The organism is Pseudarthrobacter cellobiosi, from assembly GCF_023913815.1.
Classification (GTDB): Bacteria; Actinomycetota; Actinomycetes; order Actinomycetales; family Micrococcaceae; genus Arthrobacter; species Arthrobacter cellobiosi.
On sequence record NZ_JAMXBK010000019.1, the window covers coordinates 89,113 to 101,245 of the forward strand.

Below are 12,133 nucleotides of genomic sequence, written 5' to 3' on the forward strand. Positions count from 1 at the left end.
ATATTCCGCCCGGCACCCCTAACGGGCAGGCGGAGGCCGTTAGCGGGCGACTCGAGCACGTCCGCGGCAGCGCCCTCGGCTTCCGGAACCTGACCAACTATATCGCCCGGTCGCTCCTCGACTTGGTCCGGTTCAGACCGCAGCTGCACCCTCAGTCATGAACAGCCTAAATGGGCCTGGTGAAAAAAGGCTTGCCACGGCCGCTTGGATCCTTGAGGATTGGCACATCGCCGTCGGAGGAAACCGGCCGCATGAATTGGGGGGCCAATATGATTCGGAGACTCGCCGCTGGGCTGCTCGTGCTGGTGCTGGTGGTTAGCACAGCGACAATGGCTACAGCCAAGGATAGTAGCGGGAACACTATTGTCCGCCTCACCAACACAACCCCCTGTCAAGACGTGGTCTTCCTGGGGGTGCGCGGCTCCGGAGAGAAGCCGACTGACTGGGGCATGGGCCCGAGCGTCGCGGCCGTATACAACAGCTTCACTGCGAGCGTGAAGAACAGGCGAATCGCAGCCACCGGCATCGACTACGCGGCAGCAGATGTACCTCGTCTCGTAAGCCTTACGCCGTTGGGAGCTACCGCGTGGGAAGGCTACTTTGCCAGCATTGATGGTGGCGTACATTCAGCAGAAGCTACTCTGATCAACCGCTCCCACAACTGTCCTGACGAGCGTTTTGTCCTGGCTGGATATTCCCAGGGTGCCATGGCGATCCACCGTATCGTGTTCGACCTCAGCCGCGCCCCTCTTGGAAGCGCTCTCGATCGGATTCTCCCGAAGATCGACGCTGTTGCAACAATAGGCGACGGCGACCGGGTAGCCTTCGACGACGTCGTGACCTTGGGAAGCTCGCCGACGGAGGGGCAGGACTACGGGGTTGGGCTCGCAGGTCTCCCGTCGGGCGCATCCTACGTCGCGACCAGTACTCATCTCTCATACGTCGGGCACGGCTTAAACTCACGGTGGTTCCAGGTCTGCGACTACGGCGACCTTGTCTGCGACTACGGGCGCGCGACTACATCAGGGCCGCTCCCCACGGACCTGATCGCTGGCCTGACGTACGGCTTCAACGTTCACACCAAGAACTACACCAAGAAGAACCATGCGGTCGTGGAAGCCGGTAGACAACTCGCCCTCACAACCATGGCGGCGAATCAGCTACAGGTCTCCTACTCCCCGGCTTCAGCGTCGGTGGGTGCGGCCTATACGGGAACCTTCAATCGCGACAGTGGATACCCCCTCACAGGCCTGGAGATGATCTCAGGTAGCCTGCCACCTGGACTCATCTGGGGAGGCGTCAGTGGAGTCTCGGGAATCCCGACGCAGATGGGCAGTTGGACTTTCACCTACCGGGCTTCCGATCGAGTCGGACAGACGTATGAAGGCACGGCGACGATCGCAGTCAGTCCTATGAACAACCCGTACGACATGGCAGTTCGCGTCGTTGCAGAACCTGTTCCGGCGCAGTACTCAGCGGTGGGCTACAACGCGCGCTACAACGTACTGGTCAAAAACACCGGAACCGAGAAGTTCAGGGCTATGATGGCGACTTCCGAATGCTCGATCCCTATGGAGACGTGGGGTACGACGGGCCAAGCACCCCAGGATTCGTCATACGTATCGCCGGGGGAGGAGTGGGCCTGGGCCTGCTGGCACCCGCTGACGCCAACTGACATCAGCCAGGGCTACTTCACCGCCACAGGCGCGGCCTACGCTTCGTATGATGCCTACGACACAGCCAACACGGTGGTGATCCCAACACGGACAGCGTCCAGTGAAGTCGTTGTCCCAGTGCAGATGCTGACCCTCGACGTGGCGGGGAACCCGCTGACCCGCTACGACACTGACTGGACGATCACGCTTCTCAACAGCGGCAACGTGACCATCACTACAAGTCCGCTCCTTTCGTCGCGCTGCGGCGCTGTACCGTTGCCTTTGACTACGCTCTCACCCGGCCAGTCCCTCACCGTGTCCTGCTCAAGCACGGTGACAGAGAACTACCTGGAAAACAACATGGATCTGATCGGCAACTCTGTCTCAGAGACGGCGTACGGTCCCGACGGCCAGCCTTATTCGGCAAATGCTTTCGTTCAAGTGACGGCGCCGCAGTAAACGGCCGGTGCACCTGCCGCCGTCCGGCCCGCACCGACGGGTGGCGGCTCGTGCGAAAACCAGAGGTGTTTCGGTTGGGTCGAGAGCTTCCCACCCCGGGGAGATCAATGGCTCTTGCTTGGCTTTTCCGTGCACCCGAGGCCGTTAGATGAGGCAGCGTTGGTCGTCCGGACGAAGCTCGGAGAGCGGCCCGATTGTTAGCCTTAGGTTTCGACAGGCTCCAGACGTCCGCCCGCGGCAAACTCTGCGGCCCGGCAGCTCGCGTGTATAAATAACAGGAGACCGCCGAACGGCGGCCGACGACTACCGGGGGACCCTATGACCGACATTGCTCCGCGAGACTTCGACAAGGACCTGAAGGTCCTCCTGGGCGGAATAGATGCCCGGCTACCGAGGCCATTCCCGGAATGGCCAGGCGGTTACCCGGACCAGGTCGAAGCGGCGCTTATCGACGCCGTCCTGTCCATCCGCGCCCGTTACGGCAAAGCCGACACCGGCGTACGTGCCGCGGTGCGCCGCTACAAGGACGCCGTCGGCGACCAGACCCCCAACTCTCTGTCACGTCTCGCCGATTTCGACGAGGTAAAGCTTGCCGAGGTCCTGCAAAACCATCAGCTGACGGGCTCGGAAACGAAGGCTGCGGCCATCGTACGGGCCGCCCGTGCGCTCTCCGGCATCGCCGTTGAAACTGCCGCCGACACCGACCCCAAGGACCCTGCCCATCGAGCTGCCTATGTGAACGTGCCCGGACTCGGCCCGGTAACCTGGTCCTACTTCACGATGCTCATCGGCGCCCATGATGTAAAGCCTGATACCTGGCTCAAAGGTTTCGTTAAGCTCGTCCTCGAAACTCATGGGCCGGTCTCCGACGAATACGTGCGCAGGCTGGTCAACGCCGCCGCGGCCGAACTCGACGTTGATCCGCGAGTCCTGGATCACGCCATCTGGCTGTACATGCGCAGTCGTGAGGATTAGCCAGGTTCTCTCCGCTCACTACCCGGCTGCGGTTCTTCCGCAGACCCAGTTTCGGGGGAGCAGTCCAATGACCCTACGCGGAACTGTGGCCGTAGTCGCCCGGGAGAAGTCGTGTAGTCGGATAATCCCACGAGTGGCCACTTTCAGAACGATCTTGCAAAGGCGAATCTCCAAAGGCCCATGGCATCCGAAGTCACTTGCGCTCGATGTCTGAATTACTGGCCCGCCCTTGTTCCCCCTCGATCTGGCGCATTCAATCGCGCCGCCAGGTATCGCGGATGGCCTCAACCAGCTTCCTTACGGATTTGGTCACGCTTGTGGCGTCGCGGGTGGCGTCTCTTCCGGCATCCCGGACCGCGTCGTTCTGCGAAAGCCTGTATAGACGGCGAACAAGGTTGGCCCGGTCGGGCGACTGCTGGGTGGGGTTGATGCGAGTCATTGAGTCCTTCTCGTGTTGGGGCGAATCGAATGAAGCCTCAGCTAATTGCCTTGGTTTAGCTCAATTTAGCTAGCTAAATTTCTATATGTCAACTAGCTCGTACTAATTTAGTGCGATACGGTGTGATCATGACACAAGACCATATGCAGGTTCTCGGGCAGGTGGTACGGGAACTCCGAATAGCGAAGAAGCTAACCCAGGACGAACTCGGGACTAAGGCCGGGTACCGCAGCGGTGCCGGTGTTTCGATCTCACGCCTGGAGAATGGACAACTGAGGCCGGGGGCCGAACGGCTCGACGGTGTTGCGGAAGCGCTCGGGCTCACCCGGGAGGAGTTGGAAACGAGAGTCTCCCGGCAGACGGTCGACAACGTCGAGACGGCCACCGCCGACGCCACTGCTACCGAGTCTCGAAGCCCGGAAGGGTCCAAGGATCGGTATAGGCGGATTGAGCAGGAGATCGATGCGCGGAAACGGGACATCACCGACCTCAGCCGGGTATTCAATGAGGCGCGGGACCGGGCTCTCGATGACTTCTTCGGAAAGTTCACTGAGATCGCGGGGCGCATTGAAGGCGCACGGCAACCCGAGCCGACACAGCTCCACGGCAAAGACCCGATCGACGTCATAGACAGCAAGGTTGAAGTTGCCACAGACGGCGTCCCGCAACCGCCCGCATCAGGTACGGGCGGGGCAGCAACCGACTTCCAACTTGTCTGGCTGAAACGAGCCGCCCGACTGGCAGCCGCTGGCGCCGGCGGCGCAATGGTGCTGCCCATCCTCGCTGCGGCCCCCCTGGCCGCCTTCGGCATCGTCGAGATCGCCAAGCGCAACCGCAAAAGACAGCAAGAATTCGACGCAAAGCTCAAGCGGGCAGAAGCCGAACTCGACGCCACGACCCCTGGCTTCAAAGCGCTCCAGAACATACTCCCACGAGCAACCCAAACACTCGACTACATAGCGGTACATGCCGGCCACGCACTCAACCGGTGGGAGAACCAAATCAGGAGCCAAGTCGGGTCGGGACCAGTGACCTGGGAACTGTTAAGTCATGGCGACCGGCAGCTCTACAACGACTTCTTCGAGATCGCAGCCGCACAAATCACGGTCTTGACGATTGACGTTCAGAGTCTCCTGACCACGCTCGATGGCGACGACCTGAACCAACTGATCACGCAAGCCGACGAGGCCCTAACCCAGTCTCATAATGCCGTCCAAGCGCTCGTCTGAACTCAAGGGCGTACGGAACGAACAGGTGACAGGTTCGATTTAGCCTCGAGCAGCGGTGAGCTGCTGGTTGATGTGGGCGGGTGATCGAGCCGCGTTGGTTGTTCCGGCAGGGTTTGTTCCGGACGTTGCATCCCGGCTGGTCTTCGGCTGCTGGCCTCCTAAGCGGAAGCGTCGCGCGGTCGATATCATCTGACGGTCGGCCCGCAAGGTCGTCTGTATCCGCGGTAGACGTCTCGGAACCCATGGCTTATGAGACACCGAGGTTACAACACACGTCCGCTTGGAGCCTCATGACGCTTTGTTAGCCTGACAGATACTCGATCACGGCCATGATGGCGGCATTTCTCATCTGCCTAGATCGAACCCTGCCAACGTAGAAGAGAGCTTGAAAGTCGGCTTCCGAGGCACCGAGGACGTCACCAATTGACGTCAAGTTCAGCTCACGCAGCTTCGACTTCTGGAAATAGGTGAGATCCAGATTACCTATGCCGGCAGCAAGCCGGGCCTCCAGCGCCACGTTGCTATCTGACTGCAGGGATTCCATCCCCATTTGTTCAATCAGCTTGTATGACGGATGATTCGCACCGAATTCTTGCATGCGCTTGATGCTCAAAGTTGATCTGACGGCAGAACCATACTGGACAGGTTCCGCGTCTTGGGCAAAGTTGCAGCCTAAATTGACGATGTATCTCGTGCCGACTTCGCTGCGGGTTGCACGGATTCCAGAGATTCCCTCAAGGAGAATTCCGCTGTAACACAGGAGACGAAGCCCTTCCCGCACGGCCTGCGGAGCATCACGGTGAATCCATATAGCCGACGATGTCTCGGATGCTCCCTGATTTCGTGCATAGAGGACGGGCAAAACGTCGCGTTCTATGAAGTTTCGGCCCCAATCGATGAGATCCCTATGCCCGGGATACCGTTCCGCCAGGTTGGAGTGCTCGGCCCAAATCTCCTCCCGATAGTAGTTCCTTATGGCTTCCTGAACTCGAGCTCGATTGATAGGCGTGCTGGCAGCAAAAGTCTTAAGAAGAATTCGCGGATTACCGGTGGCCGCAAATGCAAGAACATCAAAAGCCTCCCCGTATTGCTCAATGGAGCGCCTTAGAGTCGCGTCCTGTTTTAGGACTATCTCACGCATGGACGAGGCATATCTCGAGTCGGTCAGAGAGCGTTCGACATCCAGAACGGTCGCATCGTGGGTCGGTTGAAACGACTCGCCGTAGGAGGTGACCCCCGGATACACCGCCGCCTTCACCGCCAATCTGGGACTTCGAAGGTCACGCATCAGCGTGAAAAACTGTCGTTGTTGGTCAGGGATGAATACGTGCGCTGCCTCGTCAACCAAAAGGGCAATGCGCTTCAGCCCCAGCTCTTGGCAGAGGTCGTCGATGGCGTCCCTGAGTACGTCGGGATCAGGGATAAGGCGTCCAGATGGAACCGACTCTCCGTTCTTCCAGAACTCTTCATACTCGGTTTGGACCGTGTCGTCGATGGCACGGCCGTCCGGGGACCTTGAGGGCGGAGTCATCAAGGCTGCAAGAGCGCTTTCAGGGGGAAGTGATAGGCCGTACGTGACCAGCGCCCGCTTGATGCCTGTCGAAATCTTGGAAATCATCCAGGGGATAAAGCCATCTTCTGTCTGACGAATCAGACCTGCGCGAGCAAAGGTAACGTACACAGGAAGGATTCTGTCTGCGTCAAAATCTCTCTTCAGTTCTGCTTCGGCCACTCGCAGAAGGAAGGATTTCCCAACTCCACGACTCCCTCGCAGGAGCACAGGTGATCTTGACTTCAAACGATCGACAACTACACGATCGCCCGACGTTTCTACAAAGTAGCCGAGGACTTCGTCGAGTTGGAGGTCCTCGGTTCGGTAGAAGAGATCCCCGGTGCCGTTAGTCATTAGCCAGTCCTAGAGATACGCGCATGGAGTTGAGGTGTCCGAATCGATTGATGAGCACTTCGCTCAAGGTCGCTTCGGTATGGGCGTTAACGTCCGCACCGTAGCGGATATAGAGGAGGAACAGAACGGCTGTTCCGCATGATGACGCGTGGTTGCACCAATCGCTAACGGCCTCGCTGCTGTAGTCCAATGCCTCGGGCAATGAGTCGGACACTTTTGCTTTGCCATGAATGAATTGGGAGCAGTATCTGTAAGTGCGTGCAGCATCCCCAGCATATTTGGATGCATCACCTCGGCACTGAGGGGCGAATTCGTCAACGAACTGCTTCGACAGCAGGCCAGTCTCTTCGTCTAGCGCCCTAGACCAGGAAAAGTCGCTCTTGTCGGATCTCCATCGCCGCCGCTCAAATTCATGCACAGAAAAATGGACCGCCGCGAAGCTCAACTCGAGAAAAAGACGAAGGCTCGCAAAGGCTTGTCGGTATAGGCCTAAAGCTGCACAAAATTCAGCGAGAGCCAGTTCGCGCCGCGCCGCCCGAAGTTGATCAACCTCGGGACCAGTGATCAGATCCACCCACAGCCGGAGGTCATCGTCGACTTGATGCACCGCGCCCAAGGCGCCCCGATGATCAGCAACAGCCGATTCAGAACACCGAGACGCCGCCGCTTGCAGGTCTTGCAGATACCGACGCATGTCGACTGGCGCAACCGAGTCCAGGGGCTGGTTCATCGAAATCTCCCTCTAGGCTAATGGCTGGCGGTCCCTCACAGGCTAGCAAGAGAGAGGCCCCGCTTCGATCACCCCGTGCGGCAAAGACCCGATCAATTCCGGTGTATCGAAACCCTAGGGAACTAAGACACCTCGGTTGTGAGACACATTCCCCATCCAAAGCACCCCAGAATCTGTCTCGCTTGTATGTCTCACAAGTAGCTAATTTGGCTGTATACAAACACTGTTGCGAGACACATCGAGGGAGCGCAGGCCATGGGAAAGCTGATCGGATACGCCCGAGTTTCCACCAAGGCACAGGACACCGACAGACAAGAGGCCGATCTGCTCGCCGCTGGTGTGCGGCGAGATGACATGTACGTGGACCACGGCGTGAGTGGAGCCACGGCATCCCGGGTGGAACTGGACAAGGCCTTAGGGGCCTTGCACGGCGGCGACACACTCGTTGTCACAACGCTGGACCGGTTGGGGCGTTCCACTGTGAACATGCTCAAGCTTGCCGAAGACATCAAAGGCAAGAGCGCGGGGCTCCGAGTATTGAACTTGGGCGGCGGGGACGTGGACACCAGCACACCCATGGGAGCCATGGTATTTACCGTCATGGCAGCACTTGGGCAGATGGAGCTTGAAATCAAACGCGAGCGCATCTCTGACAGCGTGAACAAGCGGCGAGCTGCTGGCAAGGACCTGGGAGGGCGCAAGGCTCAGTTCACAGACAGCCAGATCAAGAGCGCACTCCGCTTGGTTCAGTCAGGCGAGCCAGCGGCACAAGTCGCACGCGATCTCGGCATGTCCAGGGCGACACTCTACCGCCGCGTGGAAGGGTTGTCTCTGTCAGCAAAAGTGCGCAAGTAAGGGCGCTACTGGGCCATGCCGCCGGGTCTAGCTGCGGCATGGTGTGTCCTACCGGCGTACCACCTTTGATAAACGCCACCATGTGAGTGGTGCCTGCCAACATCGGTCTGATTGGCTATGCACTTGTAGATTTGAGGCGTGAGGGCTCCGAGGCGCCTCAGTCGAAGAGAAGGCAGCCGCTGTGTTGAGAAACAAAATCACCGACCCTACAAGACGCAAAATCATTGACTCTTACCAGCTTGAGTCCATAACTTGGTCGGGGCGGCTCAGTGAGCCGGACTTCCTGAGTCGCATTTTCGATCTGAATGAGATTCGCAGCAACGACGCTCGATTCAAGAGTGCATATCACGACATCCAGCAACACCGGGTACACAACCCGAATGACTGGGACGACGATTACGTGTTTACAGATCCGAGATTCGATGTTCGATGGGCAACCGATGAAATATTCATCCAATTTCTGGAGATGACTGTCCACCCCCTTGTCCGGGACGCTGAGCAAAGTTCACAGATCGTTGGCATCTACAACAACATCCTGCATGGCGACGGATTCCATCTTGTTGTGGATGGAGAAGCCAAAGGTCTGCCGGTATACAAGGTCAAAACCCGCGGCAGCTTCCACGGTGACGTACCCCAGGTGATCGCCCGTCAGCCGCTCCTGACCGATTCAGGTGTTCTGCACGAACATCTGGACCGCATCAAAAAAAGCATTGCCAAGGATCCGGCCAGTGCCATCGCGTCTTCCAAGGAACTTCTTGAGAGCCTGTTCAAGCTGATCCTTGACCAAGAAGGGGTTGAATATCCTGCCAAGGACGATGTACCGGATCTGTACAAGAAAGTAGGAGAGGCTCTTAAAATCAACGCGGAGAGCGTCAAGGGCAGCAGCAAAGCAAGCCAGACTATCCAGAAGATTTTCCGGACACTGACCACGACAGTGCAGGCCATTGCCGAGCTCCGGAACGAGATCGGAACCGGCCATGGCCGCACGACGGCAAGCATCGCCACGGAGGCGCATGCCCGGCTAGCACTGAACAGCACTGTAACGATCGCTGAGTTCCTGCTCGATACTCTTGGTCGGCGAAAAACCCAGGGACAGGTGCACGAGCTGATCTAGGACCAGACAAGAGGCTTTCAATGTCGCGCGTCTGGTACAGCTTTGCCCGGTCTGACTCGTCGTTATCGTGCTCAGTGAACCACTTCCAGGCTTCATCCAGAGGCACCCGGAGATACCGCTGGCTCACCCTCGACCTGCACAATGCTGCGCGTTGCCTAAGTTTGCCTCCACTCCAAGCGTGTGTCTTCCAGATCCAGATCCAGCCCAGGCCTAAAGGACCCATGCCATAAGGGAGATCTCCGAATCCGCCCACGCTGGCAATGGTGACCAATTGATGTGTGATCCCACGCCATCTCTGGCGGCTGACTATCATGGCTCCATGACTCATCTGACCGGCATCCGCGCGAAAATCGATAGGGCGAAGGAACACCTGCTGCAGCTCGACGATGAGCTTCACATGTACCTCGATCTGGATCCGATTGCCCTCGTTCGTCAGATCCAGCCGGACGGCGAGACATCAGTCATGGCGGTGCAGGTGACATCACAGCCGCCCGTTTCGCTCAGCGTGCTGGTTGGTGAAATTGCGCATCAGCTCCGCTCCGCCGTGGATCACATCGCTTGCGGATTAGTTCTCGCCGCCGGAAACACCCCGACCCGGCGGACTTCGTTTCCCGTCTGCAAAACGCGGCCAATCCGACTTGCTGTGGACGGCGGGGTCTCCAGTGAAGCTCTAACAAGAGTGGATGATGTGCAGCCCTACCAGCAGAGCGAGCCCACAGCGCACCCACTTTACGTGCTGAACGAACTATGGAACGTGGACAAACACCGAAACCTGCATCTGACAGCACTGATGCTCAAGGACACGCATGCGTTCCTGAGTTCACCGAACGGATCTTCCCTTGTAGGCGGCCAGTTTCAAACGGGGGTTGTAGGTGACGACTGCATAATCGGTGCCTTTGGGTTCGCTAATGGTGAGATAAACCCGGATTTGGAAATAACGGCGATGGGTTTGTCCTTCGTAGCACTCGACGAGTCTGGACCATGGCCTAACGACTACCCCGTGCAAAGCCTGCTTGAGAATCTTTACGACTACGTTTCCACGGATCTGGTTCCGAAGTTCGAGCCTCTTTTGGCAGGTTGATGGCCGAAACGCGCGGCCGGCGCGGTTGTCAGTAACCGGCCATTGCAGTCGCCTGACTCGGTGTTGGAGCGAGGCTGCACCTCGAAGGTCCGGCTCCCGTTCAGCCGCTTTGGACGTTCGTGGATCCGGGCGGACGGCCGCGGGTCCGGCCGTCCCGCCAGCTGGGAAGGAGCGTGTTTAGCTGTTCTTCTTTGTCCTGGTCCAGTTCGTGGCGGCGGTATTTCATGCGTTGGATGTGCAGCCACATCCCCAGGACCCGTTCTTTCTCGGTGTCTGTCCTCTTGTGGCGTGGCCAGTCGTTCCCGGCAGCCATGTAGGCGGTGAGGTCTTTCAGGCGTTGGTCCCAGCGGGCTTCGTCGTTGTCTTTGCGGGTGCGTTGTTCCCAGCCGGGGATTTCCTGCAGGGCGTCGCTATAGGTGCGTGAGAGGGTTCCTTGGTCGTGGTCTTGGCGCCGTCTGACCAGCCATATGGCCAGGGCACGCTCCCGCGCGGAGGGGGAACTGCTCGAGGGGAGCCGGCATTCGGCCCGGTACAGGGCGATGGTGTCGTGGAGGTTTTGCAGCCCGGCGGGAGTGATTCGGGTGACGCGCGGTGTGCGAGTGGCGTTGCGATGGTCGTCCCGGATGGACGGTTCCGCGGCCGCGGCAATGGCCACGTGATAGCGGACCGTGTTTTGGGCGGCGCCCGCTGTGGCGGCGATTTTGGTGGTGGTGAGTCCTTGCCGGTACATCTGGACCCACTCCGGGTGCGGAGCTGGCCTGTGCGCGGGCATCTTGGTCAGCTGCCCTTGCGGATGGCGATCAACTTGGAGCCTTCTGGAATGGCAGCCTCGAGTGCGGCTTTGGCGTTGTCGTAGTCGTCGCCTTGGGCGGTGATGTGGTCGATGCTGCCATCGGCCATTTGGATTGTTCCGGTGAGTTCCACCGGATCATCCTAGTTGGGCTCTCCGGGTTTCTGGCGGTTGTGCGGCGAAGCCCTCCAGAGCGCGGTGCAGCTGCGCCGAACGAGGGAGGCTGTCCACGGGCCGCGCCCCGCCCACGGTGGCCGATGGCGTGATCATCCAGACGGTGAAGTAGTTGTGCGCGATTTTCAGTTCCAGGGCGTGCCGGAACAGGGACGCCACGGTGGGGTGGATCTGGCCTCCTGGGAGGAACTGGAATCCCGGGCAATACGTGTCCTCGCGGATGAAGACCCGGACGATCTGCCGCATCACCGGGTCAGGGTCTTCCATGAGCTCGGCGAGCCGGCGCCGGACCTGCTCCACGGTGGGCAGGGTGAACTCGGCCCTGATGGACTCCCAGACCTCCGCGGACACGGGTCTGCCGATGATGGGGGAGGGCATCAGTTGCCGTCGTCGATGGACTCGAGCAGCCACTGCGTGGCGAGGGGTTGACGGCGCAGCGTGAACGTTCTCAGCGCAGCGTCGGTGCCGGGGATCCGGGCCTGGACGCGCCAGTATTCGACGCTGACCAGGTCGCCGCTGCCTTTGGCTGCGGTGCGGCGGGTGTCCCACCAGGCGTCCCGTCCGTACCAGTGCTGGGAATCCGTGGCGGGGTCGACCAGCCAGATCCGTCCGTCGTGACGGATGGCCAAGGGGTTACCTGACGGGTCGAGCCGGACCTGGACGTCGGTGGTCTGGGTGGGGGCTTCGTGGGTGATGGTCATGATTTCGTTCTTTCGTGATGCTGAC

The 12,133-nt window shown here is 59.4% G+C and carries 13 protein-coding genes and 1 pseudogene; 7 read left to right on the forward strand and 7 right to left on the reverse strand.

All coding sequences use genetic code 11. The features are described from left to right. Positions 1-8: 8 nt before the first annotated feature. The 3 genes and pseudogenes from NG701_RS05140 to NG701_RS05150 all read left to right on the forward strand — a co-directional run. Positions 9-161, forward strand: a pseudogene (locus NG701_RS05140) (ISL3 family transposase); the annotation flags it as partial. Positions 162-329: 168 nt separating this feature from the next. Continuing rightward, entirely contained in the window at positions 330-2,114 is a 1,785-nt protein-coding gene (locus NG701_RS05145) for a cutinase family protein (protein ID WP_252565075.1), read from the forward strand. Positions 2,115-2,432: 318 nt separating this feature from the next. Next, positions 2,433-3,089 (forward strand): DUF8548 family protein, encoded by a 657-nt coding sequence (locus NG701_RS05150; protein ID WP_252565077.1) that lies wholly within the window; start codon positions 2,433-2,435, stop codon positions 3,087-3,089. A gap of 253 nt (positions 3,090-3,342) precedes the next feature. Here the strand turns inward: NG701_RS05150 and NG701_RS05155 are convergent, their stop codons facing one another. Further along, positions 3,343-3,528, reverse strand: a complete 186-nt coding sequence (locus NG701_RS05155) for a hypothetical protein (RefSeq protein WP_252565079.1) — start codon at positions 3,526-3,528, stop codon at positions 3,343-3,345. A gap of 128 nt (positions 3,529-3,656) precedes the next feature. On the opposite strand from NG701_RS05155, the gene NG701_RS05160 reads away from it, so the two are divergent. Then, complete coding sequence (locus NG701_RS05160; RefSeq protein ID WP_252565081.1) at positions 3,657-4,757, forward strand: helix-turn-helix domain-containing protein; 1,101 nt, start codon at positions 3,657-3,659, stop codon at positions 4,755-4,757. A gap of 301 nt (positions 4,758-5,058) precedes the next feature. Here NG701_RS05160 and NG701_RS05165 read toward each other — a convergent pair whose 3' ends face one another. Together NG701_RS05165 and NG701_RS05170 are read right to left on the reverse strand one after the other, a co-directional pair. Further along, positions 5,059-6,663: a hypothetical protein gene (locus NG701_RS05165; RefSeq protein WP_252565083.1), complete on the reverse strand. Its 1,605-nt coding sequence runs from the start codon at positions 6,661-6,663 to the stop codon at positions 5,059-5,061. Further along, entirely contained in the window at positions 6,656-7,393 is a 738-nt protein-coding gene (locus NG701_RS05170) for a hypothetical protein (RefSeq protein ID WP_252565085.1), read from the reverse strand. The genes NG701_RS05165 and NG701_RS05170 overlap by 8 nt, the downstream gene beginning before the upstream one ends. Before the next feature lie 255 nt (positions 7,394-7,648). On the opposite strand from NG701_RS05170, the gene NG701_RS05175 reads away from it, so the two are divergent. The 3 genes from NG701_RS05175 to NG701_RS05185 all read left to right on the forward strand — a co-directional run bounded on the left by NG701_RS05175 (position 7,649) and on the right by NG701_RS05185 (position 10,443). After that, positions 7,649-8,248 carry a recombinase family protein gene (locus NG701_RS05175; protein ID WP_252565087.1) on the forward strand — a complete coding sequence of 200 codons (600 nt, stop codon included), beginning with the start codon at positions 7,649-7,651 and terminating at the stop codon, positions 8,246-8,248. A gap of 181 nt (positions 8,249-8,429) precedes the next feature. Further along, positions 8,430-9,362, forward strand: coding sequence for an abortive infection family protein (locus tag NG701_RS05180; RefSeq protein WP_252565088.1), 933 nt, complete (start codon positions 8,430-8,432; stop codon positions 9,360-9,362). A gap of 319 nt (positions 9,363-9,681) precedes the next feature. Next, complete coding sequence (locus NG701_RS05185) at positions 9,682-10,443, forward strand: hypothetical protein (RefSeq protein ID WP_252565090.1); 762 nt, start codon at positions 9,682-9,684, stop codon at positions 10,441-10,443. Between the two features lie 100 nt (positions 10,444-10,543). On the opposite strand, the gene NG701_RS05190 is transcribed toward NG701_RS05185, so the two are convergent. Genes NG701_RS05190 through NG701_RS05205 form a run of 4 tightly spaced genes read right to left on the reverse strand, consistent with a single transcriptional unit; the run spans position 10,544 to position 12,108 of the window. Then, positions 10,544-11,215, reverse strand: a complete 672-nt coding sequence (locus NG701_RS05190; RefSeq protein WP_252565092.1) for a helicase associated domain-containing protein — start codon at positions 11,213-11,215, stop codon at positions 10,544-10,546. A 5-nt stretch (positions 11,216-11,220) separates the two neighbouring features. Continuing rightward, positions 11,221-11,367, reverse strand: a complete 147-nt coding sequence (locus NG701_RS05195) for a hypothetical protein (protein WP_252565094.1) — start codon at positions 11,365-11,367, stop codon at positions 11,221-11,223. A 4-nt stretch (positions 11,368-11,371) separates the two neighbouring features. After that, on the reverse strand, positions 11,372-11,785 hold the full coding sequence (locus tag NG701_RS05200; protein WP_252565096.1) for a hypothetical protein: 414 nt from the start codon (positions 11,783-11,785) through the stop codon (positions 11,372-11,374). Continuing rightward, the gene (locus tag NG701_RS05205; protein ID WP_252565098.1) at positions 11,785-12,108 is read right to left on the reverse strand and encodes a hypothetical protein; all 324 of its coding nucleotides are present in this window, start codon (positions 12,106-12,108) and stop codon (positions 11,785-11,787) included. The genes NG701_RS05200 and NG701_RS05205 overlap by 1 nt, the downstream gene beginning before the upstream one ends. Between the last annotated feature and the right edge of the window lie 25 nt (positions 12,109-12,133).

Coding starts and splice junctions, on each gene's coding strand:
- NG701_RS05145 (WP_252565075.1), top strand. CDS start 330: ATGGCTACAGCCAAGGATAGTAGCGGGAACACTATTGTCCGCCTCACC.
- NG701_RS05150 (WP_252565077.1), top strand. CDS start 2,433: ATGACCGACATTGCTCCGCGAGACTTCGACAAGGACCTGAAGGTCCTC.
- NG701_RS05155 (WP_252565079.1), bottom strand. CDS start 3,528: ATGACTCGCATCAACCCCACCCAGCAGTCGCCCGACCGGGCCAACCTT.
- NG701_RS05160 (WP_252565081.1), top strand. CDS start 3,657: ATGACACAAGACCATATGCAGGTTCTCGGGCAGGTGGTACGGGAACTC.
- NG701_RS05165 (WP_252565083.1), bottom strand. CDS start 6,663: ATGACTAACGGCACCGGGGATCTCTTCTACCGAACCGAGGACCTCCAA.
- NG701_RS05170 (WP_252565085.1), bottom strand. CDS start 7,393: ATGAACCAGCCCCTGGACTCGGTTGCGCCAGTCGACATGCGTCGGTAT.
- NG701_RS05175 (WP_252565087.1), top strand. CDS start 7,649: ATGGGAAAGCTGATCGGATACGCCCGAGTTTCCACCAAGGCACAGGAC.
- NG701_RS05185 (WP_252565090.1), top strand. CDS start 9,682: ATGACTCATCTGACCGGCATCCGCGCGAAAATCGATAGGGCGAAGGAA.
- NG701_RS05190 (WP_252565092.1), bottom strand. CDS start 11,215: ATGCCCGCGCACAGGCCAGCTCCGCACCCGGAGTGGGTCCAGATGTAC.
- NG701_RS05200 (WP_252565096.1), bottom strand. CDS start 11,785: ATGCCCTCCCCCATCATCGGCAGACCCGTGTCCGCGGAGGTCTGGGAG.
- NG701_RS05205 (WP_252565098.1), bottom strand. CDS start 12,108: ATGACCATCACCCACGAAGCCCCCACCCAGACCACCGACGTCCAGGTC.